Source organism: Arthrobacter agilis (assembly GCF_006494655.1).
GTDB classification, from domain to species: domain Bacteria; phylum Actinomycetota; class Actinomycetes; order Actinomycetales; family Micrococcaceae; genus Arthrobacter_D; species Arthrobacter_D agilis.
In genome coordinates this window covers 57,140-81,202 of the sequence record NZ_VHIM01000004.1, presented here as the reverse complement: position 1 = coordinate 81,202, position 24,063 = coordinate 57,140, and the positions used below count along the sequence as shown (strand labels likewise).

The following is a 24,063-nucleotide window of genomic DNA, read 5'->3' as shown; positions in this document are numbered from 1 at the left end:
CCGTGCCCCTACTGCCCGAAGACCGTGCGGTCGAGGAACGCATTGCGGAACTTGCCGTCGGGGTCCATGCGGTGGGCCAGGGCGCGGAAGTCGTCGAAGCGCGGGTAGAGGGGCGCGAGCTGGGCGGCGTCCGCCACGAAGAGCTTGCCCCAGTGCGGCCGCATCGCGAACGGCGCGAGCGCGGCCTCGATCTCCGGCAGGAGGGCCTCGACCTCGGGCTGCGCCGGCTTCCAGGTGAAGTGCAGGCCGATCCCGGCCCGCTGGTAGTTGTTGCTGAGCCAGAGCTCGTCGGCGGCCATCGAGCGGATCTCCGACACCTGCAGCAGGGGCGTGATGCGCGGTGCGAGGGAGCGCATCGCCTGGATGGCCTCGACGGCGTGCTCCCGGCCCACGAGGTACTCGGTCTGCAGCTCCTCCCCGTTGCTCGGGGTGAACGCGAGACGGAAGTGCGCCAGCCGGTCGGACCACGGTCCGGCGACGCCCAGCTGCTGCGTGCAGTGATCCGCGGCGACCCCGGGAACCGGGTGCAGGGCACGGTCAGCCGCGATGCCTCCGAAGTACTCGGCGGGAACGGGCCCGCCGTCCAGACGGCTCTTCAGCCAGGCCTGCCCGATCGTGTCACCCGCCCAGTCGGTGAAGAGGCTGACGCTGTAGGCCGAGGAGGTGGCGGCGTCGTAGTCCGCCAGGACCGCGTCCCACGGCACGCCCGTGAAGACGTCCTGCCGCACGTCGAACGTCGGTTCCACCCGGAGGGTCACGCGATGGGTGACGCCGAGGGCCCCGAGACCCACCACCATCCCCTCGAAGTCGGGATCACCCGCCGCGACCGTGAGGACGTCCCCGGACGCGGTGACGAGTTCCAGCGCGACGACGGCCGTGGCCAGGTTCCCGTTCCCGTCGCCGGAGCCGTGGGTGGCCGTCGCGATGGCGCCGCCGACGGAGATGTGGGGGAGTGAGGCCAGGTTGTGCAGGGCGAACCCCCGGCGCTGCAGGTGTTCGGCGAGGACCCCGTAGCGCACCCCGGCGCCGACCGTGACGGTGAGTGCCGCCTCGTCGATGTCCACCGCCGGGTCCAGGAGGTCGAGTGAGACGAGGGTTCCCGGAGAGTCCGCGATGTCGTTGAACGAGTGGCGGGAGCCGAGGGCGCTGACGGTGCCGGCTTCTCCGACGGCCCGCTGCAGTTCGGCGAGGGACGTGGGCCGCTCGAGGCTCCGGGCGCGGTATTCGTAGTTGCCTGCCCAGTTGAGCCGGTCCCGTACCTGTTCCTCGATCATGGTGGTCCTTCTCTGGCCGGTGCCGTGCCTCCGGTGAGTGGACGCTGCGACAACACGTGCGGTAGGTGCCCGGCCATCTTACAACGTTGTACACTCGCTGGACGCGTGACGTACAGGGCATCACCGGTGGATCGAGGGAGCGGCATGGCTGCCACACTGAAGGACGTTGCGCTGGCGGCCGGTGTCTCGATCAAGACCGTCTCGAACGTCATCAACGACTACCAGCACATCCGCGCCGACACCAAGCAACGCGTCATGGAGGCCATCTCCGAGCTGGGCTACAGCCCCAATCTCTCCGCGCGCAGCCTGCGCTCGGGGAAGACCGGTGTCATCGGTCTCGCCGTGCCGGAGCTGTCCCTCAGCTATTTCGCCGAACTCGCGGACTCGATCATCAAGGCGGCCGAGCGCCGCGGCCTGAAGGTGCTGATCGAGCAGACGGGCGGCGACCGCGCGCACGAACTCGAGATCCTCTCGAGCCCGCGTCTGCAGATGACGGACGGCCTCCTCTTCAGCCCGCTCGGGATGGCGAACGAGGACGCCCACTACCTGAACGTCAACTTCCCGCTCGTCCTCCTCGGAGAACGGATCTTCGGTGGTCCCACGGACCACGTGACCATGAGCAATGTCGAGTCCGCTCGGGCTGCGACGGCACACCTCATCTCGAAGGGACGACGGCGCATCGCCGTCGTCGGCGGACACCGGGGCGAGGTGATCGGTTCCGCCGGCCTCCGGCTGCGCGGCTACCAGCAGGCGCTGGAGGAGGCGGGAATCCCCTTCGACCCCGCGCTCGTGGCCTACACGACGTTCTGGCACAGGGCGAACGGCGCCACCTCGATGCGCGAGCTCCTCGAGTCGGGGGTCGCCTTCGACGCGATGTTCGGTATGAACGACACCCTGGCGCTGGGTGCCATGCGCGTGCTGCAGGAGGCGGGCCGCCGCATCCCGGACGACGTCGCCGTGATCGGGTTCGACGATCTGGACGAGGGCCGGTACTCGCTGCCCACGCTGTCCACGATCGATCCCGGTCGTGTCGAGATCGCGGACACCGCGGTCAGGGTGCTGCAGGAGCGGATCTCCCGCCGTGACAGCGATGCCGCGCCCCGCGAATTCGAGGCGCGCTTCGAGGTCATCGAGCGCGAATCCTCGCAGCTGCCGGGGGAGCGGCGACCATAACGGTTCGGTTGCGGCCCGCTTCGTGAGCCCACGATGCTTGACAGTGACCCGCCTCACTCTGCATGCTTCTTCTACATCGTTTACCTACAACGATGTAAATGACGGACGGACGCCTGCGGAACCCTCTCATCACGAGGTGCTCCTGCAGGAGGACGGACCCGGATCAAGGAAGATTCGAGCGGGTGGCGTAGCTGCCCCGAGCGATCCTCCTCCCTGCAGCACCTGGACCGGCCGCCTGCGGGCGGACCACGGTGGAACGCCACCGCGAGAGGAAGCAAGAGATATGAAAGCCAAGTTCCTGGCATCGGCAGGCATCGTCGCCGCCACTGCTGTAGCACTGACCGGCTGCTCCGGAGGAAACGGAGGCGGCGACGGCGGCGGCTCCGAGGCCGCATCCTGCACCAACACGATCGTCAACGCCGAAGCGCCCCAGGTGACAGTGTGGGCCTGGTACCCCGCCTTCGACCAGGTGGTCGACAACTTCAACAACGCGAACGACGACGTCCAGATCTGCTGGACGAACGCCGGCCAGGGCAATGACGAGTACACCAAGTTCTCGACCTCGATCGAGTCCGGCTCGGGCGCCCCCGACGTCATCCAGCTCGAGTCCGAGGTGCTCTCCAGCTTCACCATCCGCGATGCCCTCGTGGACCTGACCGAGTACGGCGCGAACGACGTCGAGGGTGACTACGCCGAGGGTGCATGGGAGGACGCATCGAGCGGAGACGCCGTGTACGCGATTCCCGTCGACGGCGGTCCCATGGGCATGCTCTACCGACAGGACATCTTCGACGCCGCGGGCATCGAAGTCCCCACGACCTGGGAAGAGTTCGAGGCGGCAGCACGAACCCTGAAGGACTCGGGCGACGGGGCCGTGATCGCGGACTTCCCGACCAACGGACGCGCCTTCAATCAGGCACTGTTCGCCCAGGCCGGCTCCGAGCCGTTCGTCTACGACTCCGCCAACCCGCAGGAGATCGGCATCACGGTCAACGACGACGGCGCCAAGAAGGTCCTCGAGTACTGGAACGGCCTCGTCGAGGACGGACTGGTCGCCACCGATGACGCCTTCACCGCGGACTACAACACCAAGCTGGTCGACGGCTCCTACGCCGTCTACCTCGCCGCCGCGTGGGGTCCCGGCTACCTCCAGGGCCTGTCCGACTCCGACCCCGACGCCGTCTGGCGTGCGGCTCCGCTTCCCCTGTGGGACGAAGCCAACCCCGTGCAGGTCAACTGGGGCGGTTCGACCTTCGCGGTGACCGAGCAGGCCGAGAACAAGGAGCTCGCAGCCCGGGTCGCCATGGAGATCTTCGGGAACGAGGAGCGCATGAACCTCGGCGTGGACGAGGGAGCCCTCTTCCCGTCCTACCTCCCCGTCCTCGAGTCCCCCGAGTTCGAGAACAAGGAGTACGAGTTCTTCGGCGGTCAGCAGATCAACAAGGACGTCTTCCTCGACGCCGCCGCAGGCTACGAGGGCGCGACCTTCAGCCCGTTCCAGAACTACGCCTACGATCAGCTCACCGAGCAGATCTACGCCATGGTCCAGGGCGAGAAGGACGCCGACCAGGCGCTCGACGACCTGCAGTCGTCGCTGGAGCAGTACGCGACGGAGCAGGGCTTCACGATCAAGTAACTGCAGCAGAAGGTGCCCGCGCGCTGCGCGGGCACCTTCCCTCCCGGCCCCAGCGGCCGTCCCACCCGCGTCATCCGCCAGCCCGAGAAAGACTGTTCATGGCTACGACCACCGCGCCGACGTCGTCCCACCGCGCCGATGTGCCCCAGAAGGCCGACCACCGCCCCGATCGGAACTACCGACGCAGACAACGGTGGGGCTGGCTCTTCGTGGCCCCCTTCGCGCTCATCTTCGTCACGTTCCTCATCCTCCCGCTGGCCTTCGCCTTCCGGATGAGCCTGTTCACCAACACCCTCGCCGCGGGCACCGACTTCGTGGGCGCGGCCAACTACGTGAAGGCGTTCACCGACCCGATCTTCCTCCAGGGCCTCGGCACGGTGGCGAAGTTCGCGCTCATCATGATCCCCGCGCAGATGATCGTCGCCCTGCTGGCGGCGCTCGTCCTCGACAACCTGGCCACGTGGGCGTCGAAGTTCTCGCGCCTGATGATCTTCGTCCCGTACGCGGTACCGGTGGTCATCGGAGCCCTCATGTGGGGCTTCCTCTACAGCCCCCGGTTCGGTCCGGCCTCCAACATCTTCAACCTCGTCGGCCTCGCTGCCCCTGAATTCCTCTCCCAGGACAACATCTTCGGCAGCCTCGTGAACATCGTCACCTGGCAGTGGGCCGGGTACTACATGATCATCATCTACGCGGCCCTCCGCGGCATCGACCCCGGGATCTACGAAGCCGCAGTGCTCGACGGCGCCTCGGACCGGCAGATCGCGGCGCGCATCAAGATCCCGATGATCTCCTCCTCGCTCGTCATGGTAATCATCTTCGCCCTGATCGGCACCCTGCAGTTCTTCACCGAGCCGCAGGTCCTCCGCGCCGTGGCGCAGGGAGCAATCCCGGTGTCCTACACCCCGAACATGTACGCGTTCTCCCTGGCGTTCTCCTACAGCCAGTTCAACTACGCGTCGGCGATCTCCTTCGCCCTCGGCATCGTGGTCTTCGTGTTCTCGTTCTTCTTCCTCTTCCTGACCCGCAAGCAGAGCGGACTGAAATAAGCCATGGCACTCGGCACAGAAACCCCCCAGCAGCAGGCCGGACGGCGGAAGCCCCGTGGCACCGCGTCCCGGAACCGGGCCCGCAACGGTGGCCCCAGGATCGGCTCGCACATCTTCCTGCTGATCCTCGTCATCTACTTCATCACGCCCCTCTGGTGGCTGACCGTCGCGAGCACCAAGGACACCGCCGGACTGTTCGGTGGAAGCGGCGGGCCGCTCTGGTTCGACAACGAGTTCCACTTCTTCAGCAACGTCCAGGGCCTGTTCGAACGGCAGGACGGCATCTACTGGCGGTGGCTCGGGAACTCTTTCCTGTACGCCATCTCCGGTGGTGTGGGTGCGACCGTCCTCGCGGTCCTCGCGGGATACGGCTTCGCGAAGTACAGGTTCCGCGGCCGCACCGCTTTCTTCGGCATCCTCCTCGGCGCCGTCATGGTGCCCCTCACGGCCCTCGTCATCCCGACCTTCGTCCTCCTCAGCGAGGTCGGCCTGGTCAACACCATCTGGGCCGTCATCCTGCCCTCGCTCCTCAGTCCCTTCGGCGTCTACCTGATGAGGGTCTTCGCCCAGGAGAGCGTGCCGGACGAACTTCTCGACGCGGCTCGGATCGACGGGGCCGGCGAGTTCCGGACGTTCCTCCAGATCGCGCTCCCGCTGCTCCGCCCGGGCATCGTCACGGTGCTCCTGCTGTCCGTCGTCGGAACCTGGAACAACTTCTTCCTGCCGCTCGCCGTGCTCACCGATCCGCTGCTGCTGCCCGTCACCGTGGGGCTCAACGGCTGGACGGCCCTGTCCAACGCGGGCAGTGGTGGCGAGGCCCTGTGGAACCTGATCACCGCCGGCGCCTTCATCTCGATCATCCCGCTGATCATCGCTTTCCTCTCCCTCCAGAAATACTGGCAGGGCGGTCTCTCGCTGGGCTCGCTCAAGTAGCCCGGCCGACCGCCACACCACCCCGACCTCCGCACAGAAAGTAGTTCGATGCAGAACGCACGCCTCACCCTCGACCCCCACTTCACGGTCGGGCGGATCAACCGCAACATCTTCGGCGGATTCGTCGAGCACCTCGGACGCCACGTGTACGACGGCATCTACGAGCCCGGCCACACCACGGCGGACGACGACGGCTTCCGCCAGGACGTGATCGACCTCGTCAAGGAGATGGGCGTCTCGACCATCCGCTACCCGGGCGGCAACTTCGTCTCCGGCTTCCGCTGGGAAGACAGCGTGGGCCCGCGCGACGAACGACCCACGCGCCTGGACCTCGCATGGCACTCCACGGAGACCAACCAGGTGGGCATGCACGAGTTCGCGGCCTGGCTCCAGAAGGTCGGCAGCGACCTCATGCTCGCCGTGAACCTGGGAACCCGGGGCACGCTGGAGGCCCTCGAACTCCTCGAGTACTCCAACCTGCCGAAGGGCACGGCCCTGGCCGACCAGCGGATGGCGAACGGCCGCCCCGACCCCTTCGACGTGAAGATCTGGTGCCTCGGCAACGAGATGGACGGGCCATGGCAGCTCGGCCACCGCTCCGCCGAGGACTACGGCAAGATCGCCTCCCGCACCGCGAAAGCCATGCGCCAGCTCGACCCCTCCATCGAACTCGTGGCGTGCGGCTCCTCGAGCGCCCACATGCCCACCTTCGGCGAATGGGAGCGCGTGGTCCTCTCGCACACGTACGACGACGTCGACTACATCTCGTGCCACGCCTACTACGAGGAGAAGAACGGTGACCTCGGGTCCTTCCTCGCCTCGGCCGTCGACATGGACCACTTCATCGAGTCGGTCGTCGCGACCGCGGACCACGTGAAGGCCGTCCGCGGCAGTTCGAAGACCATCAACATCTCCTTCGACGAGTGGAACGTCTGGTACATCAGCCGCTTCGAGAACGTCGACAAGATCGAGGGCCTCGACAACTGGCCCGTTGCACCCCGCCTCCTCGAGGACAACTACTCGGTCGCCGACGCCGTGGTGTTCGGGAACCTGATGATCTCCCTGCTCAAGCACGCCGACCGCGTCACCTCGGCGTCCCTGGCACAGCTCGTCAACGTGATCGCGCCGATCATGACCGAGCCCGGCGGCCCCTCCTGGCGCCAGACCACCTTCTTCCCCTTCGCCATCACGTCGCGGCTCGCGCAGGGCTCCGTCCTCGAGCTCAAGCTCGACGCCGGGACCTACGAGACCGGCGAGTACGGCGTCGTCCCGCTCGTGGACGCCGTGGCGACGCACGACGACACGACGGGCGCCGCCGCCGTCTTCCTCGTCAACCGTTCGCAGACGGAGGAACTCACGGTGACGATCGATGTCGCCGCCCTCGACGGCCTCACGCAGGTCAGCGCCGAGTCGCTGTACGATTCGGACGTATATGCCAAGAACACTCTCGAGGAGCCCGAGCGCGTGACCATGACACCGAACACCTCAGTGACGCTCGACGGCGGCGCCGTCACCGTCACGCTGCCCCCCGTGTCGTGGACGGCTGTATCCCTCGCATGACCCACGCCGAATACAGGATCGAGGGCGACGGCTACACGGCCGTCGTCCTCGGTCTCGGAGCAGCCGTCCGCGAACTCACCTACCGCGGGCGTCCGCTCGTGGTCGGTTTCGGGCCCCACGAGGAGATGCCGAATTTCCGCGGTGCCTTCGTGGCCCCGTGGCCCAACCGGATCGCCGACGGGCGCTACTCGTTCGATGGGGCCGATCACCAGCTGGCCGTCAACGAGCCCGAACGCGGCACGGCCCTGCACGGGCTGGTGTTCGATGTCCCCTGGGACCTCGTGGACCACACGGCGTCCTCGGTGACGCTGTCCTGCACCATCCGGCCCACCGAGGCCTACCCGTTCGAGCTGGCGCTCGAGGTCCGGTTCGCCGTGGACGGGTCGGGTTTCCGGACCGACGTCACAGCCCTCAACACCGGGACGGCGCGCGCCCCCTACGGCGTCTGTCCCCACCCCTACCTCCTGGCGGGGACGTCTCCGCTCGACGACTGGGTGCTGGAGCTCCCCGCGGACACCGTCCTCACCGTGACGCCCGACCGGCTGCTGCCGGTCGCCAAGGAACCGGTCACGGGAACGCCCTTCGACTTCCGGTCCGCGCATGCGCTCGGCGACGTGCAGATCGACCATGCCTTCACGGGAATCCGCCGGGATGCGGCAGGTCTCGCCAGCGTGCGCGTCACGGACCCGCGGGCCGGCACGGGGACCGCCATGATCTTCGACACCACGTGTCCCTGGGTGCAGATCCACACGGCCGACCTCCCGCAGAAGCCCGAGAGCACGCGCCTCGGTCTCGCCGTGGAGCCGATGACGTGCCCGCCCGAGGCCTTCAACTCCGGCGAGGACCTCGTGGTGCTTGCACAGGGCGAGACGCACCGGACAGGCTGGACGATCACGGCGTTGTAGGCGCGCGCCACGATCGCGGAGACGGACACTGCAGCGTCAGGCGGCCGGCCCACGGTGCGTCGACACCGCAGGGGCAGTCCCCTCGACGAGTGCGAGCAGGTCGCCGAGGACCTCCGCCGCGGTTCGGGTTCCGTCGACCGCGGTGAACGAGGAGAACCCGGGCAGCCCGCGATATCCCTCGTCCAGCGCTGCGAGCGCGGCAGGGTCCTCATGGTCCGTGGCGCGGGTCCCCACCCGTTCCAGCGCCAGCCCGACGGGGACATCGACGAAGACGACGACGTCGGGAGCGGGAAGGGCGCGCAGGAGCCAGGGCAGCACGACGCCGCGCGGAAGGCCGCGAGCGGCGCGCAGCGCCAGCTGGCACTCGAGGCCCCTGTCGAGCACGGCGACTCCGTCGAACCTCCGCAGACGCATCTGGTTGACCAGCACGTTGGTCACCCTGGCGCTGGTCTCCAAGGCGTCGAGAACCCGTGGGCCTGGCGTCCAGGAGAGGACCGCCCACCAGCCCGCCATCGTCCGGCGTCCGGCGGGATTCCTGAAGACCCTGGCAGCCCGGCCCCGGGCTGCGACGGCCTCCTCAAGCTTCCGCGCCGCCGTGCTCTTGCCGGAACCGTCGATGCCGATGAGGAGGATGCGCAGGGGAGTGCCTTTCATGAGTGGCCGGTCGGACCCGGGTAACTCCCTCAACGGAACACACGGAAGCGCCGTTCCCCGCCCGTCACCCGGTGCTCACCAGTGCGGTGAGTAGCTCCACTTCGTCGGGTCGGGTGAGTCCGGACCGTCGGTCGCGCCCAAGTCCCCGTGCCCGTTCGTCGTCGAGCGTGTCCTCGAGAGTGCCTCGGATGTCCCGCAGCTCGCCGCCGGCTGCGAGCAACGTGGCGTTGCTGCGGCGGAAAAAGCCGCCGAAGCTCTCGGGCAGCCACAGGGGCAGCGACCGCGGGCCCGCCCAGTAGGCCACACCCTGCTCGACGAGCCACCCCGGCGCCGCCTCCAGCACCGGGCCGGTGTGGCCGGCGATCGACCGGGCCTGCGCCACCACCTCGCCGAAGGCGTGGATCTCGCCGACGGCGTTGACCACGCCGGTGGTGCCCCTGCGGCCGGCGCCGACCGTCCACGCGGCGAGGTCGCGGACGTCGATCACCTGGACGTGGCGGCCGGCGAGCGTCGGCGTGAGGACGGCGCCGTCGCCCGTGAGCCCGAAGCGCGAGACCCAGTAGCCGAAGCGGTCGCTCGGGTCACCCGGTCCCACGATGAGCCCTGCCCGCACGGTCAGGAGGCGTCCGCCGAGGGCCGCCTCCGAGACCCGCTCGCATATCACTTTCGCGACTGCGTAGTCCTCGATGTCCGGATCGGGACCCGGCTCCATCAGGGCGGCCGCCTCGGTCTGGCCCACCTCCGCATCGGAGGCGTACACGGAGCAGGAGGAAATCAGCGTCCAGTGGGCGGCCCCGGGGGCGAGCGCGGCGAGGGCATCGGTCACGTGCTGCACGTTCCACGACAGCTCGATGACCTCGTCCCACTCCTCACCGCGCACTGCTGCGTAGGCACCTGGCTGTGCCCGGTCGACGGCGACGAGCACGGCCCCCTCCGCCGGCGGCCCGGCGATCCCGCGCGCCAGGCAGGTCACGTGATCGCCGTCGCGCACCAACACCCGTGCGAGCTCACGGCCGAGCCAGGCGGTACCGCCGAGGATCAGGACGCGCCTCACGGGCCTACTCGGCGCCGGGGTGACTCGCCGGCGCGAGATCTGGGGCCTACCGCTTGCTCATCGCGCGCCTTCCGGCGGGCGTCACGGGTCGAGTCCGCGACCCGGGCGGCCAGCTCGCGGGCCTCACGGAGGCGTTCGGGCGGGCAGTCGCCGAGGGATGCTACCGGGAACGGGGCGCGGGCGTCGTCGGCCGACCGCAGGGACGTCGGGGGAGCACCTCCGCAGGTGAAGCAGGACCGGGCGAGCAGAAAGCCGCCGAGCGCCAGCAGGAGCAGGGAGATGCCCCGATCGCCGGCCATCAGGGCCAGGCTGCTGAGCGCGATGCAGAGCATGCCGATGGGAACAGGGAGTCGAGCGATCATCACGCGTCCGTCGTCGTTGACTGCGGGTGGTTGCACCGATGGTACGCCGTCCTACCCGCCGCGGGGTCCCGGTCCGCGTGTCGCGGCACGGCTCACAGGACGAGACCGAGTGCGAACGGTCCGATCAGCACCGTGAACAGGGTGATGAGCATGATGCCGACGATGTTGAGCACGATGCCGCCCCGCACCATCTCGGAGATCTTCACGTTGCCCGTGGCGTAGACGATGGCGTTCGGTGGGGTGCCGACCGGGAGCATGAAGGCGCAGGTGGCGGCCAGCGCTGCAGGGATCAGCAGCGTCTGGGGATCGATGCCGATGCCCACGGCGACGCCCCCGAGGATCGGGATGAACGTGGCCGCCGTCGCGGTGTTGCTCGTGATCTCCGTGAGGAACAGCACGATGGTCACCACGATCGCCAGCACGAGGATGATCGGCAGGGCGCCGAGGCCGCTGACGCGCTCGCCGAACCACGCATCGAGGCCCGTGCGCGCGACGGCGCCCGCCAGGGAGAGGCCTCCGCCGAAGAGCAGGAGCACGCCCCACGGCAGGCCGTTCTCGGCGTCCTTCCAGACGAGTGTCATGTTCCCCTTCCTGTCCGCGGGGATCATGAAGAGGACAATTCCGGCGGCGATGGCGATGACAGTGTCGTCGAAGGAGCCGAGCCAGGGGAGGGCGGCGGCGACCCAGCCGATGTTCGAGACCAGCCCGGGCACGATCCAGAGGAAGGCGGCGCCGGAGAAGACGGCGAGCACCACCTTCTCGCCCTGGCTCATCCGGCCGAGCTTCTCGATCTCGGTGTCGATCAGTTCCCTGCCCCCGGGGATCTCCTGCAGCGCGAACCTGAACATGACGCGGGTGATGAGCAGCCAGGCGAGCCCGATGAAGACGATGACGATCGGCACCCCGAGCATCATCCACTGGACGAAGCCGACGTCCTCCCCGAGTTCGGTGCTGATGTAGCCGGCGACGATCGCGTTGGGTGGGCTGCCGAGCAGGGTCCCGAGCCCTCCGATGGTCGCGGCCCAGGCGACACTGAGGATCAGGGCGACGCCGAAGATGCGCACCTCCCTGTCCTCCACCACCTCGCTGACGGCCCTGCCGGCGGCGAGTTCCTCTCCGGTGGCCCCGCGGGTGGCGGTGCTGCCACGACTGTTCTCGACGACGAGCGTCAGGACGCTGAGCGCGATCGGCAGCATCATGAGGGCCGTCGCGGTGTTGGAGACCCACATCGACAGGAAGGCCGTGGAGATCATGATGCCGAGGATGATCCGGCGCGGGTGCGTCCCCACGCGGCGGAGTGTGAGCAGGGCGATCCGTCGGTGGAGGTTCCACTTCTGCATCGCGATGGCGATGAGGAAGCCACCGAGGAAGAGGAACACGATGGCGTTGGCGTAGGGGGCCGTCGATTCGGCGACGGTCGACTCCGTCAGCATCGGTAGGAGGACGATCGGCAGCAGCGAGGTGACCGGGAGGGGCAGGGCTTCCGTCATCCACCACACCGCCATGAGACCCGCCACGGCGGCGACGATCCTGCCGTCGTTGCTGAGGTCGGAGCCGCCCAGCAGGAGGTAGATCGCCAGGGCGATCACGAGGCCGAGGCCCCGCATCAGCCAGAGCCTGCCCGCGGACTGCGGAGGGTCCGTCGCATCCGGCCTGCCGTTCGCCGTCCCGTTCCTGGTCCCTGCTTCTTCGGACTGATGACTCATGGTTCAGCCTCCGCACGTCACTGTGTGTTGCGTCACAACCTAACAGTCGGGTGGTCCTGCATCAATGGCTGGAGGGTCGGGTGGCGGACCGGGCTACTGATGATGCGGCGGAGGGGTTTCCCACGTGGCGCCGAGCGGCACGATCAGGAGAGCAGGCGCTGGTAGAGCAGGTGATCCTGCCACCGCCCGGCAATCCGGAGGTAGGACGGCGCCATGCCGATCATCGTGAAGCCGGCCCGTTGCAGAACCGCCCGGGACGGCGTGTTGTGCGGCAGCACCGATGCCTGCACGCGATGCAGGCCGAGTTCCTCCTGCGCGTGGAGGAGGGCCAGGTGCAGTGCGGTCGAGCCGATCCCCCGGTTCTGCAGGCGCGTGTCCACCCAATAGCCCACGTGGGCACTGAGGAACGGCCCACGAACGATCCCCGTGAGGGTCATGGTGCCGATGATCCCGTCCTCCGCCACCAGGACCCAGGGGATCTCGGTACCCGCGGCCAGATCCGCCAGCCTCGCTGCAATCTGCTCGGCCTGTCCCGCGGGAGTGAAGAAATCCTCGGTGCGCAGGGGCTCCCACGGTGCCAGGTGCGCCCGGTGGTCCCGGTAGGCCGCCGCCAGTGCGCCCGCGTCGGCGGGCGTGAGCAGGCGCAGGGCGGTCCCGGACGGCAGGGTAGGGCGTGACACCCGCGCAACTGTAGCCCAGCATCGGCGCGGCCGGTGCGCCGCCGTCGTGGCAGACCCTCGTCGGTCATGGCCGGTCGTTCACCGCCGAGGGCCGGCTGGCGCGGCATCGTCAGGCGTGCAAGCCTAGGCGGGTGAACACCCTCCAGGACATCGCGACCCCCTCCGGAACAGTCTCCGCCTACGTCGCGCGGCCCGAGGGGCCGGTGAAGGGCGGGCTCGTGCTGATCCACGAGGTCTGGGGGCTGGTGGGCCACACGCGCGATGTCGCCGACCGGTTCGCGCGTGAGGGCTACGCCGTCGTCGCCCCCGATCTCCTCGCGGACCAGGGCGTCACCGAGGAGACGACGCTCGGGCTCGGTGAGGCGATCGCAGGACCCGACGACGAGGCCCGGAACGAGGCGCAGCCGAAGCTCCGCGCGCTCCTCGCACCCCTGCAGGACCCCGGGTTCGGCGCGCTCACGACCGAGCGTGTCCGCGCCTGCTTCTCGTACCTCCACGACGACGAGGAGGTCGCCGGGCGGGTCGGCATCACGGGCTTCTGCTTCGGCGGGAGCTACAGCTTCTCCCTCGCCGTGCACGAGCCGCGCCTCCTCGCCTGCGTACCCTTCTACGGGCACGCAGACTTCTCGGCCGAGGAGCTCGCCGGCATCGCCGCACCCGTCCTCGCGTTCTACGGTCAGGACGACACGGGCCTCACCGCGGAGCTGCCCGCGCTCGAGGCTGCAATGCACCGCGCCGGGGTCCGGTTCGAGGCGGTCGTGTACCCCGATGCCGGGCACGCCTTCTTCAACGACTCGAACCGCTTCGCCTACCGTGCCGCTCCCGCGGACGACGCCTGGCGCCGCACGCTGGACTTCCTCGCACAGCACCTTGCCTGATCAGGGAGCCGCCCGGACCGCGCCCGGCGGACGTGCCGTACATCTCCGCCCTGCATATCTCGGCCTCGTCTTCCTCGGGGGAATGGGCGGCACACTGGCCCGCTTCGGGCTCGCCGAGGCCCTCCCAGCGCCTGCAGGCCTGCCGGTCGGCATCCTCCTGGTCAATCTGGCAGGCGCCTTCGCCCTGGGCCTGCTCCTCGAGGCCCTCGCGCGTCGCGGACCGGACGTGGGATCGCGCCGGGCCCTGCGGCTCTTCGCCGGAACCGGATTCCTCGGCGGCTTCACGACCTACAGCGCGCTCGCGGCCGACTCCGCGCTCCTGGTCTCCGACGGCCGGGCCATCGAGGGGGTCGGCTACCTCGCACTGTCGGTGGCACTGGGCCTCCTGGCGACAGCGGCCGGGATCGCCGCCGGGAGCGGAGTGCGTGCCGCCGCTGGTCCGTCGTCGGACGCGGGTTCGTCGGGCGCGGGCGCCCCGGACGCGGGATCGTCGGAGGTAGGCGCTACGGAAACGGGTGCCTGGGATTCGGGGTCGACGCCCCGGATCGAGCCCGATCCCGGGCCGGAGTCCAGGTGAGCATCGTCCTCGTCCTGGTCCTCGGTGGCGCGGGCGGGCTCGGCTCGGTCGCGCGCTTCGTGCTCGACGGCGTCATCCGGTCGCGGGTCCGCACGTCCACCCCCGTGGGCACGATCACGATCAACGTCACCGGGTCCCTGCTCCTCGGGTTCCTGACGGGCCTGGTGCTGGCGGCGGCCCTTTCGCCGACGTGGACGCTCGTCGTCGGCACGGGATTCCTTGGCGGGTACACCACCTTCAGCACCGCGAGCCACGAGACAGTCCGCCTGCTGCGGTCGGGCTCCGTGCGGGCGGCCCTCGCCTCCGGCGTCGGCACGGCTGTGGCGGCGCTCATCGCTGCCGGCGTCGGCCTGTGGCTCGGGCTCCTCATCGCCTAGAGCGCCGCGGTGCCCCACGACTAGGCTCGAAGGGTGCCCAAGGAAACCTTTGATCTTCGCGGAATCGCGGTGGGAGCCTACGGGCCCTCGCTGCTCTACGGGGTCGCGACGGGAGCCATCCTCCCGGTCATCGCCCTGACGGCACGGGATCTCGGTGCCGACCTCGCGACGGCCGCCCTCGTCATCACCCTCTCGGGCATCGGGTCCCTCGTCACGAACGTCCCCGCGACGCTCATCGCGACGCGCTTCGGAGAGCGGAAGGCCCTGGTGGGGGCAGCCCTGTGGTGCGCGGCGGCGATGTTCCTCGCCATCGCGGCTCCGACCCTGCCGGTCTTCGCCGCCGCCATCTTCATGGTGGGCATGGCCGGCGCGGTCTTCGGGCTCGCACGGCAGAGCTACCTCACGGAGGCGGTGCCGGCCCGCTTCCGGGCGCGTGCCCTCTCCACGCTCGGCGGAGTCACGCGCATCGGCGTCTTCCTCGGACCCTTCGCGGTGGCTCTCGCCATGAGCCGGATCGGCCTCGACGGGGCCTATTGGGTGGGCGGGGGTGCAAGCCTCGCTGCCGCAGCACTCAGCTGGCGCGTCCCGGAGCTCGGAGCCCCGGGCCGCGTCGCCCTGACGGCCGCAACACCGCTGGAAGCCGCGCTGTCCCCGACGTCGGACCCGGCAGCCCACCACGCCCCCACGGTGCGCTCCATCATGCGGCACCACTCCCGCGTGTTCCTCACGGTCGGGATCGGCGTGCTGCTCATCGCCGCGGTGCGGGCCACCCGGCAGGCGGTGCTGCCGCTCTGGGCCGAGAGCATCGGGCTGGACGCCTCCGCGACAGCGCTGATCTACGGTCTCTCGGGTGCCATCGACATGCTCATTTTCTACCCCTCCGGCAAGATCATGGACCTCAGGGGCCGCCGCTGGATCGCCGTCCCCTGCATGCTGATCATGGGGACGGCCCTGGTCCTGCTGCCGTTCACCGGCAGTGCGGTGGGTCTCCTGCTGGTCGCCCTCCTGATCGGGTTCGGCAACGGGATCGGCTCGGGCATCGTCATGACGCTGGGCGCGGATTTCTCGCCGTCGCCCGGCCGCCCCCAGTTCCTCGGCATCTGGCGTCTGCTCACCGATGTCGGGACCATGGGTGGGCCGGCGCTGCTCTCCCTCGTGACGGCGCTCGTCACCCTCTCGGCCGGCATCTGGGCCACGGGCGCCCTCGGCTTCCTCGGAGCGGCGGTGCTCTGGTACTGGATCCCGCGTGCTGCCCCCGGCTCGGCGGAGGCGGCGGTGTCGAAGGGGTGACCGCACGGCCGGCCCTGCGGTCGGTCCCGCTGGCGGCGCGCGGCCGACGGGCACGAACGCCCCTCCCCCGGCGACGGAGGAGCCTCTGTGGGAGAAACGATGCCGAGGGCAGGGCGGGTGTGGGTCGCGCGTGCGGGGCTGCGTGCCGGCTGTCGACGGCGGTTACGGGCGACGCTCGGGGGCCGGTGTGCGGCGGGCCTGCGCCGAGAAGAGCCAGCCCGCCGCGGCGGAGAGAGTGAAGCCTACGCCGACGATCCAGGTGAGGCCCCACCAGAAGAACAGGGGAAGGGTGGCGGTCCCGGGAACGGGGGCCGGACCGATGGCCTGCACGGCGAAGTAGAGGACGCCGGAGACCACGAGGCTGCCGAGCCCCACCAGCCAGCACCCGGCCAGCCAGCCCCGGGCCGAGGCCCACCCGCGTCCGAAGCCCTGCCAGTTGTTCCATCCGTCGCCCGTGCGCATGATGATCAGGCCGCCGACCAGGGTCCAGGTACCGACGACGAGGAGTGCCGCGACGACATCCGCGGGGCGGTGCCAGAGATTGATGAAGGTCGCCACGCCCGCCAGAACGGAGTAGGCGCCGCCCATCGCCGCTGCGAAGGGGCGCCACCGTGGCGGCATGATGATGAAGACGGCTGCAGCCGCAGAGGCCGCGAGCGTTGTATGCCCTGAAGGTAATGAGTTGAAATCCAGGGTGGCGATGCCCCGGTCCGGGCGGTCGAAGACAAGATTCTTCAGCACCTGGGTGGTCAGATTGGACGTCCCGATGACCGCGACGGCAATGCTCGCAGCGAGATACCGCTGACGCCGAACGACGACGTACAGGATGGCCGCAGCGGCGAGGACCACCGAGATGACGGGCAGGGTGTCGAGGAACCGGAGGAACGGCAGTTGCGTGTCGGGTGCGGCGACCCCGGCCTCCTGCCACGCGGACTCGTCGGCGAACTGCCCGGTCGTGGTCCGGACGAAGGCCCAGTAGGTCCAGCCCAGCGCCACGGCGCAGGCCACCGCGGCCAGAAGGAACACGTGCGGTGAGCGTGCCGCCCGCGCGGTGGTCCTGTAGGGTCTCTGCGAGGTCATCACCCCAATCGTTCCACATCGCCCAGAGAGCGCCGTCACCGTCCCGTGACCACCGCGTGGCCCGTGCGGCATAGGTCGCCTGACGTAGCCTGAACCCGTGATCACGCAGACCCCACCCCCACCCGAGCTCCCGCCCTTCGAGGAGCTGCGGGCCACGGCGCGCGTCGTCTCGGTCCCGATGCGCGTGAAGTTCCGTGGAGTGCTGGAGCGGGAGGTGCTGCTGGTGCGCGGACCCGCGGGGTGGGGCGAGTTCTGCCCGTTCCTCGAGTACGACGACGACGAGGCGGCGCCCTGGCTCGCGGCAGCGGTCGACGCCGCCTGGCTGGGGTTCCCCGAACCTGTGCGGACGAGCGTCCCGGTCAATGCGACAGTGCCCGCCGTCGGCCCCGACGCCGTGGAAGGCGTCCTGTCCCGGTTCGGCGACGTCCATGCCGTCAAGGTAAAGGTCGCGGAGCGGGGCCAGACGCTGGCGGACGACGTCGCACGGCTCGCCGAGGTGCGCCGCCTGCTGCCTGCCGCCGCCGTGAAGGTGGATGCGAACGGCGGGTGGGACGTGGCCGGTGCGCTCGTCGCGCTCGAGGAGCTGGCCCGGTTCGACCTTCAGTACGTGGAGCAGCCGGTGCCGGACATCCCGGGTCTTCGTGCCGTCCGCTCGGAGCTGCGGCGCCGCGGTCACGCCATCCTCGTGGCAGCGGACGAGAGCGTGAGGAGGCAGGAGGACCCCCTGCTGGTGGCGCGGGAGGACGCCGCCGATCTCCTCGTCATCAAGTCCGCACCCCTGGGCGGCGTGCGGAAGGCCCTCGGGATCATCGGTCAGGCGGGACTGCCCGTGGTCGTCAGCTCCGCCCTCGACACCTCCGTCGGCATCCGCGCCGGTGTGGCCCTCGCCGCCGCCCTGCCCGAGCTTCCCTTTGCCTGCGGACTGGCGACCGTCTCCCTCATGGACGGGGACGTCACGGAGGAATCGCTGGTCCCGCAGGCAGGGAGGCTGCCCGTCCGCGACGTCGTGGTGTCCGAGGACAGGCTGGAGCGGTTCGCCGCGACGGACTCCCGGACGTCGTGGTGGCTGGGGCGCCTCGGCCGGGTCCACGCGGTGCTGTCCGAGCGGCAGGCCGCGCAGATCGCCTAGGCCAGGACGGCAGGCTGTTCGATCGGCGTTCACGCCTCGTTCACCGCAGGTCACCAGGGTTGTTCAGCTGCCCTCGGAAGGGTGGGGCCCGAACCCGTTCATCCCTGTGAGAGGTACTACCCCATGACCGACATCACGCGCCGCCTGCTGCCCATGCTCGGTCACACGAAGGGCAAGCGCAGCGCCGTGACCTGCGCGCTGAAGTGTGACAATGCGTGCTCCGCAGCTGTCTGCAACACGTCGAAGAACGACTACTTCCGCGACATCGTCTCCAGCGAATTCTCCCGCCGCAGCGCGCTCGGCGCCGGTGCCGCCGGAGCGCTGACGCTCTTCATCGGCACGCACGCCGGAGCGGGTGCCGCCGTCGCCGCCCCCGGGCAGAAGCCGGGCAAGCCTGCAGGAGCGCTCGCCTTCACGGCGATCGAGCCCGTCGACGCCCTCGTGGATGACATGACCGTGCCGCAGGGCTACGGCTGGAAGCCCGTGATCCGCTGGGGGGATCCGCTCTTCACGTCCTCGCCCGCCTTCGACGCGGACAACCAGACGGCCGCCGCGCAGGCACTGCAGTTCGGCTACAACTGCGACTACACGGACATCATCGAGATCGAGGGCAGCAAGGGGCGGCGCGCCGTGCTCTTCGCGAATCACGAGTACACCAACGAGAACATCATGGTTCCGCCCACTCTCCCGGCGGCCGAGGTACGGGGGATCGGCAAGGCCGCCCACGGCCTCTCCGTCGTCGAACTGGAGCGCAAGAACGCCAACAAGCCGTGGTCCTACGTGCAGGGTGCGCCGCTCAACCGCCGCTACCTGACCACGACGCCGTACGAGGTGACCGGCCCCGCCGCCGGTTCCGATCTGCTCAGGACCAAGGACGATCCGACGGGCCGCACGATCCTCGGCACGCTGGGCAACTGCGCGGGCGGCACCACGCCGTGGGGCACCATCCTCTCGGGCGAGGAGAACTTCAACGGCTACTTCGTCTCACCCGGCACCAGCGCGGGGGACCGCCGGTACGGCATCAGCAGCCGCCCGACGGCGCGCGGCTGGGAGATCGACGAGCCTCGCTGGGACACCCGGAACCCGGGCTACGAGAACGAGACGAACCGCTTCGGCTACATCGTGGAGGTCGATCCCTTCGATCCGACCTCCACCCCGAAGAAGCACTCGGCCCTGGGGCGGTTCAAGCACGAGGGAGCCAACGTCACGGTCGCCGCGGACGGGCGGGTGGTGGCCTACATGGGCGACGATGAGAGGTTCGACTACCTCTACAAGTTCGTCTCGACGAGGAGGGTCACACCCGGTGCGTCCCCGGCCGCGCGCCGCGCCAACATGACGCTCCTGAGCGAGGGTTCCCTCTACGTGGCACGTCTCCAGGGCAACTCCGTCGCCGAGATCGACGGCAGCGGCTCGCTCCCGTCCGACGGCGCGTTCGACGGCGTCGGCGAGTGGCTGCCGCTGCTCATCGACAACCGGTCCGTGGTGCCCGGCATGACGGCAGCAGAGGTCTCGGTCTTCACCCGGCTGGCCGCCGACACCGTGGGTCCCACCAAGATGGACCGCTGCGAGGACGTGGAGCCGAACCCCGTCTCCGGGAAGGTGTACATCGCCTGCACCAACAACACGAACCGCGGTATCGGCTCCAACGCTGTCGCCGACGAAGCGAACCCCCGCACGCAGAACCGCGACGGCCACGTCGTGGAGATCACCGAGGCCGGTGGAAATGCGTCGGGCACCCGCTTCACCTGGACCCTCCTGCTGGTCTGCGGTGATCCGGCGCGCAACCCGGCGACCTACTTCAGCGGGTACCCGAAGGACAGGGTGTCCCCGATCTCCTGCCCCGACAACGTGGCGTTCGACTCCGAGGGCAACCTCTGGATCTCGACGGACGGACAGCCCGGCACCGTGGGCTTCAACGACGGGCTGTTCAAGGTGGGCCTCGAGGGGGCCGAACGCGGCCGGGTGCAGCAGTTCCTGGCCGTCCCGCGCGACGCCGAGACCTGCGGACCCATCATCCGGGACCAGGACGGCAGTGTCTTCGTGGCCGTCCAGCACCCGGGCGAGGACGGCAGCTGGGGCCAGCAGGCCTCCCTCTTCCCGGACTACGTGCCGCTCGGTGGGCGGCCCGGCAAGGGTGAGGCCGCGATTCCCCGCCCCTCCGTCATCCAGGTCTACCGCGGTACGGGATCGTCCGCCGAGGACCACCGCGGACGCGGGCGGCGCTCGCCCGGCAAGCCGCGGCCGACGTCGGGCGTCAGCAGTGCTCGGGAGAGCCGCGACGGCAAGTAGGCAGCGCACGGCACCGCAGAAGCACCCCTTCGGCGGAGGGGGTGCGTTCTGCTGCGGGATGTGAGGATGGAGGCGTGACTGCAGCCGAACCCTCCCTCCCGTCCCTCGATTCCGCGACGGCGGCCGCCCGAGCGGTGGCGGCACTCGTCGCTGCAGGGGTCACCGACGTCGTCGTCGCGCCCGGTTCGCGCAGCGCCCCGCTGGCCTACGCCCTCGCGGACGCCGAGGCAGCGGGGCGGGTGACGCTCCACGTGCGGACCGATGAACGATCAGGCGCGTTCACGGCACTCGGGCTGGCCCTCGGCGGGCAACGGCCCGCAGCCATCGTCACGACGTCGGGCACCGCGGTCGGTGAACTGCTGCCCGCCGTGATGGAGGCCAATCATGCGGCGGTGCCCCTGGTGGTGGTCTCGGCCGACCGCCCGGAGGAACTGCGGGGTACGGGCGCGAACCAGACCACCGTGCAGCCGGACCTCTTCGGGGTGCACGTCCGCACGAGCCTCGACGTCGCCGCGGGGGAGGACCCGGGGGCAGCGATCGCCGACGCCCTGCACGCCGCCCTGGGTCGTCCCGTCGGCGGCAGGGCGACCCGCCCGGCCGGGCCCGTGCACCTGAATCTCGCCTCCCGCGACCCGCTCGTGCCCCAGGGCGGATCGCCGGTAGTTACGGGCAGTGCCGGCACTGCGGGAGCTGCGGGCACTCCCGGCGACCGCGCTCCCGACCCCGTGCTGGACGGTGCGGCGGAAAGGGCGGAGGCGACGTGGGCCCGTTCCTCGGTGTCCCCTCCCGCAGACGATGCCGGTCATCGATCCGCGCGTTCCGACCGGGCCGGTGGGAGCCTCGCCCCGGGCAGGACCACCGTGGTGGTCGCCGGGCACGGGGCGGGGGACATCGCGGCCGTCTTCGCCGCCCATCTCGACCTGCCCCTGCTGGCCGAACCCTCCTCGAACGCCCGGTTCGGCAGCAGCGCCATAGCGCCCTACCGGCTGCTGCTCGAGCATCTCGGGCCGGCGGTCACGCGTGTGGTCACCTTCGGCAGACCGACGCTCTCGCGCCCGGTCACCGCGCTGCTCGCGAGGAGCGACGTCGAGCATGCACTGTACGTGCCGGAGCCCGTCGCCTGGTTCGAGGAGGGACGGCGGATCGAACGCATCATCGGCACCCTCCCCGAGCTGATCGACTTCGCCGGACGCGGTGCGGACGGCTGGCTGCGGCGCTGGCGGGAGGCCGGGGCGGCAGCCGATGCGTCCATCCAGTCGCTCCTCGCCGACGAGGAGCACATCACGGGCCTCCACGTGGCCGACGCCGTGTGGGAGCACACGGACGGCAACCTGGTGCTCGGCTCGTCGAACCCCATCCGCGACGTCGACCTCGTCGCAGCGACGGACTGGCACCCCCTCGAGGTCTTCGCCAACCGCGGGCTGGCCGGGATCGACGGCACCATCTCGACCGCCACCGGGGTCGCGCTGGCAGCAGGGATTCCCACGCGGGTCCTGCTGGGGGACCTCACGTTCCTGCACGATGTCGGCGGCCTGCTCATCGGAACCGGTGAACCGCAGCCGGACCTGCACATCGTGGTCCTCAACGACGGCGGCGGGGGTATCTTCGGGCTCCTCGAGCACGGTGCCGAGACGACGACGGCGCGGTACGGTGCCGCGGTGGAGCGCCTGTTCGGGACACCGCACACGGTCGACGTCGCGGCGCTCGCAGCGGCCTACGGGCTCCGGTACGAGCACGCCACCACGCTGGACGAGCTGGATACGGCGATGGAGCGGCCCATCAGGGGCCGCTCCATCCTCGAGGTCCGGACGGAGCGCAGGACGCTCCGTGACCTGCACGCACGGATCCGCCGGACCGTGGCGGCCGTGACGGTGTTCTAGCTACAGCACCTTCGAGAGGAACAGCTTTGTCCTCTCGTGCTGGGGATTGCCGAGGACGTCCTCGGGTTTGCCCTGCTCCACCACGACGCCGCCGTCCATGAAGACCACGCGGTCACCCACTTCCCGGGCGAAGCCCATCTCGTGCGTGACCACCATCATGGTCATCCCCTCACGGGCCAGCTGCTTCATCACCTCGAGGACGTCGCCCACGAGTTCGGGGTCCAGCGCGCTGGTCGGCTCGTCGAAGAGCATCATGTCGGGATCCATGGACAGCGCGCGGGCGATGGCGACGCGCTGCTGCTGTCCGCCCGAGAGCTGCGCAGGGAAGGCGTCCGCCTTCTCCGACAGGCCCACTTTCTCGAGATTGCGCCGCGCCACCTCGGTGGCCTCGGCCCTGCCGCGTTTCTTGGCCCGTTGCTGGGCGAGGGTGAGGTTCCTCAGCACGCTGAGGTGCGGGAAGAGGTTGAACTGCTGGAACACCATGCCGATGCGGGTGCGGACGTCGTCGAGGTCCGTCTCACTGTCCGTGATGTCGATGCCCTCGACCATGACCGTCCCGCTCGTCGGCTCCTCCAGGCGGTTCACACAGCGCAGGAGGGTGGACTTGCCGGAGCCGGAGGGGCCGATGACGCACACCACCTCGCCCTGCTCCACATGGAAGTCGATGCCCTTGAGGACCTCGTTGTCCCCGAAGTTCTTGCAGAGGGCCCTGACCTCGATGGCCGGTACCGCTGCTCCTGATCCGTGCCCTGTCGCGTCCGGTGCTGTGTGGGACACCTGGATCACCGGCCTCTCTTGTTGTGTTGTTCGAGCTTCGCGACCAGCTGCGTGAGCGGGAGCGTGATGACCAGGTAGAGCAGTGCAGCCACCACGAGGGGGGTGGCGTTGGCCTGGTTGGTGAGGGAATCGCGCGCGAAGGTCGTCAGATCGCGGTCCGCGATGGCCATGCCCGCGATGAACAGGAGCGAGGTGTCCTTGATGAGGATGACGAGCTCGTTGGTCAGGGGAGGGGTGATGATGCGGAAGGCCTGGGGGAGGACCACCGTGATCATGGTCCACACCGAGTTCATGCCGAGGGATCGTGCCGCCTCGACCTGGCCCTTGGGGACGGCCTCGATGCCGGCGCGGATGGTCTCGGCGATATAGGCCGCGGACACGACGATCAGCCCGATCAGGCCGGCGCCCACGCTGCCGCCCGGCGCCTGCCACTGGAAGGCGATCGGCACCGCGAAGGCGAAGCCGAAGATCACGAGCAGGGCCGGCAGACCGCGGAAGAGCTCGATGTATCCGGTCGCGAGCCAGCGGTACGGGAGCACGGGGGAGAGCTTCATGAGGGCCAGGAGCAGTCCGAAGAGCATGCCGCCCACGAACGCGATCGCCGTGTAGATGACGGTGTTCTTCGCAGCCACCGTCAGGATCTCCGGGAAGGTCTCCCGCGCCACGCCGAGGTTGAAGAAGTAGGGCTGGATCCGGCCCCAGTCGGCGGAGAGGAGGATGAAGAGGATGACGGCGGCGAACACTGCGTAGAGGATGCCCTGGGTCAGCCGCCTGCGGGTTGAACGTTTCACGCGGGGAAC

General features: G+C 69.6%; 22 protein-coding genes. 13 read left to right on the top strand and 9 right to left on the bottom strand.

What is annotated here, in order from left to right:
* Positions 1-8: 8 nt before the first annotated feature.
* The gene (locus FJV46_RS07300) at positions 9-1,274 is read right to left on the bottom strand and encodes an FAD-binding protein (protein WP_087028192.1); all 1,266 of its coding nucleotides are present in this window, start codon (positions 1,272-1,274) and stop codon (positions 9-11) included.
* Positions 1,275-1,418: 144 nt separating this feature from the next.
* On the opposite strand from FJV46_RS07300, the gene FJV46_RS07295 reads away from it, so the two are divergent.
* The 6 genes from FJV46_RS07295 (at position 1,419) to FJV46_RS07270 (ending at position 8,530) form a co-directional block, all read left to right on the top strand.
* Positions 1,419-2,447, top strand: coding sequence for a LacI family DNA-binding transcriptional regulator (locus FJV46_RS07295; protein WP_087028190.1), 1,029 nt, complete (start codon positions 1,419-1,421; stop codon positions 2,445-2,447).
* Between the two features lie 283 nt (positions 2,448-2,730).
* Positions 2,731-4,083 carry an ABC transporter substrate-binding protein gene (locus FJV46_RS07290; RefSeq protein WP_087028189.1) on the top strand — a complete coding sequence of 451 codons (1,353 nt, stop codon included), beginning with the start codon at positions 2,731-2,733 and terminating at the stop codon, positions 4,081-4,083.
* Positions 4,084-4,181: 98 nt separating this feature from the next.
* Positions 4,182-5,132: a carbohydrate ABC transporter permease gene (locus FJV46_RS07285; RefSeq protein WP_087028187.1), complete on the top strand. Its 951-nt coding sequence runs from the start codon at positions 4,182-4,184 to the stop codon at positions 5,130-5,132.
* A gap of 3 nt (positions 5,133-5,135) precedes the next feature.
* On the top strand, positions 5,136-6,065 hold the full coding sequence (locus tag FJV46_RS07280; RefSeq protein ID WP_087028185.1) for a carbohydrate ABC transporter permease: 930 nt from the start codon (positions 5,136-5,138) through the stop codon (positions 6,063-6,065).
* A 48-nt stretch (positions 6,066-6,113) separates the two neighbouring features.
* Entirely contained in the window at positions 6,114-7,625 is a 1,512-nt protein-coding gene (gene arfA / locus FJV46_RS07275; protein WP_087028183.1) for an arabinosylfuranosidase ArfA, read from the top strand.
* On the top strand, positions 7,622-8,530 hold the full coding sequence (locus FJV46_RS07270) for an aldose 1-epimerase family protein (protein WP_087028181.1): 909 nt from the start codon (positions 7,622-7,624) through the stop codon (positions 8,528-8,530). The genes arfA and FJV46_RS07270 overlap by 4 nt, the downstream gene beginning before the upstream one ends.
* 36 nt (positions 8,531-8,566) lie before the next feature.
* On the opposite strand, the gene FJV46_RS07265 is transcribed toward FJV46_RS07270, so the two are convergent.
* The 5 genes from FJV46_RS07265 to FJV46_RS07245 form a co-directional block, all read right to left on the bottom strand.
* Complete coding sequence (locus FJV46_RS07265; protein ID WP_232008483.1) at positions 8,567-9,184, bottom strand: AAA family ATPase; 618 nt, start codon at positions 9,182-9,184, stop codon at positions 8,567-8,569.
* 64 nt (positions 9,185-9,248) lie between these two features.
* Positions 9,249-10,238 carry an NAD-dependent epimerase/dehydratase family protein gene (locus FJV46_RS07260; RefSeq protein ID WP_087028179.1) on the bottom strand — a complete coding sequence of 330 codons (990 nt, stop codon included), beginning with the start codon at positions 10,236-10,238 and terminating at the stop codon, positions 9,249-9,251.
* Positions 10,235-10,600, bottom strand: a complete 366-nt coding sequence (locus FJV46_RS07255; RefSeq protein WP_087028177.1) for a hypothetical protein — start codon at positions 10,598-10,600, stop codon at positions 10,235-10,237. The genes FJV46_RS07260 and FJV46_RS07255 overlap by 4 nt, the downstream gene beginning before the upstream one ends.
* Before the next feature lie 92 nt (positions 10,601-10,692).
* Positions 10,693-12,306 (bottom strand): SLC13 family permease, encoded by a 1,614-nt coding sequence (locus FJV46_RS07250; protein WP_087028176.1) that lies wholly within the window; start codon positions 12,304-12,306, stop codon positions 10,693-10,695.
* Positions 12,307-12,449: 143 nt separating this feature from the next.
* Positions 12,450-12,986, bottom strand: coding sequence for a GNAT family N-acetyltransferase (locus FJV46_RS07245; RefSeq protein ID WP_087028174.1), 537 nt, complete (start codon positions 12,984-12,986; stop codon positions 12,450-12,452).
* Between the two features lie 131 nt (positions 12,987-13,117).
* Here FJV46_RS07245 and FJV46_RS07240 point away from each other — a divergent pair, with 131 nt between their 5' ends.
* From FJV46_RS07240 to FJV46_RS07225, 4 genes are read left to right on the top strand one after another with little or no spacing between them, the layout of a single operon-like run.
* A complete protein-coding gene (locus FJV46_RS07240) occupies positions 13,118-13,864 on the top strand; it encodes a dienelactone hydrolase family protein (RefSeq protein ID WP_087028172.1) in 747 nt (248 codons plus the stop codon).
* Complete coding sequence (locus FJV46_RS07235; protein ID WP_232008480.1) at positions 13,857-14,441, top strand: fluoride efflux transporter FluC; 585 nt, start codon at positions 13,857-13,859, stop codon at positions 14,439-14,441. The genes FJV46_RS07240 and FJV46_RS07235 overlap by 8 nt, the downstream gene beginning before the upstream one ends.
* Positions 14,438-14,818: a fluoride efflux transporter CrcB gene (gene crcB, locus FJV46_RS07230; protein WP_087028169.1), complete on the top strand. Its 381-nt coding sequence runs from the start codon at positions 14,438-14,440 to the stop codon at positions 14,816-14,818. Before FJV46_RS07235 ends, crcB begins: the two co-directional genes overlap by 4 nt.
* Before the next feature lie 33 nt (positions 14,819-14,851).
* Positions 14,852-16,108: an MFS transporter gene (locus tag FJV46_RS07225; protein WP_087028167.1), complete on the top strand. Its 1,257-nt coding sequence runs from the start codon at positions 14,852-14,854 to the stop codon at positions 16,106-16,108.
* A gap of 162 nt (positions 16,109-16,270) precedes the next feature.
* Here FJV46_RS07225 and FJV46_RS07220 read toward each other — a convergent pair whose 3' ends face one another.
* Positions 16,271-17,188 (bottom strand): phosphatase PAP2 family protein, encoded by a 918-nt coding sequence (locus FJV46_RS07220; protein ID WP_087028166.1) that lies wholly within the window; start codon positions 17,186-17,188, stop codon positions 16,271-16,273.
* Between the two features lie 97 nt (positions 17,189-17,285).
* On the opposite strand from FJV46_RS07220, the gene FJV46_RS07215 reads away from it, so the two are divergent.
* The 3 genes from FJV46_RS07215 (at position 17,286) to menD (ending at position 22,486) form a co-directional block, all read left to right on the top strand.
* Positions 17,286-18,317, top strand: a complete 1,032-nt coding sequence (locus FJV46_RS07215) for an o-succinylbenzoate synthase (protein ID WP_256940809.1) — start codon at positions 17,286-17,288, stop codon at positions 18,315-18,317.
* A gap of 123 nt (positions 18,318-18,440) precedes the next feature.
* A complete protein-coding gene (locus FJV46_RS07210; RefSeq protein ID WP_087028164.1) occupies positions 18,441-20,606 on the top strand; it encodes a PhoX family protein in 2,166 nt (721 codons plus the stop codon).
* Positions 20,607-20,680: 74 nt separating this feature from the next.
* Positions 20,681-22,486 (top strand): 2-succinyl-5-enolpyruvyl-6-hydroxy-3-cyclohexene-1-carboxylic-acid synthase, encoded by a 1,806-nt coding sequence (gene menD / locus FJV46_RS07205; RefSeq protein WP_087028163.1) that lies wholly within the window; start codon positions 20,681-20,683, stop codon positions 22,484-22,486.
* On the opposite strand, the gene FJV46_RS07200 is transcribed toward menD, so the two are convergent.
* Both FJV46_RS07200 and FJV46_RS07195 read right to left on the bottom strand, forming a co-directional pair.
* On the bottom strand, positions 22,487-23,263 hold the full coding sequence (locus tag FJV46_RS07200) for an amino acid ABC transporter ATP-binding protein (RefSeq protein ID WP_087028660.1): 777 nt from the start codon (positions 23,261-23,263) through the stop codon (positions 22,487-22,489).
* 5 nt (positions 23,264-23,268) lie between these two features.
* Positions 23,269-24,054, bottom strand: coding sequence for an amino acid ABC transporter permease (locus FJV46_RS07195; RefSeq protein ID WP_087028161.1), 786 nt, complete (start codon positions 24,052-24,054; stop codon positions 23,269-23,271).
* Between the last annotated feature and the right edge of the window lie 9 nt (positions 24,055-24,063).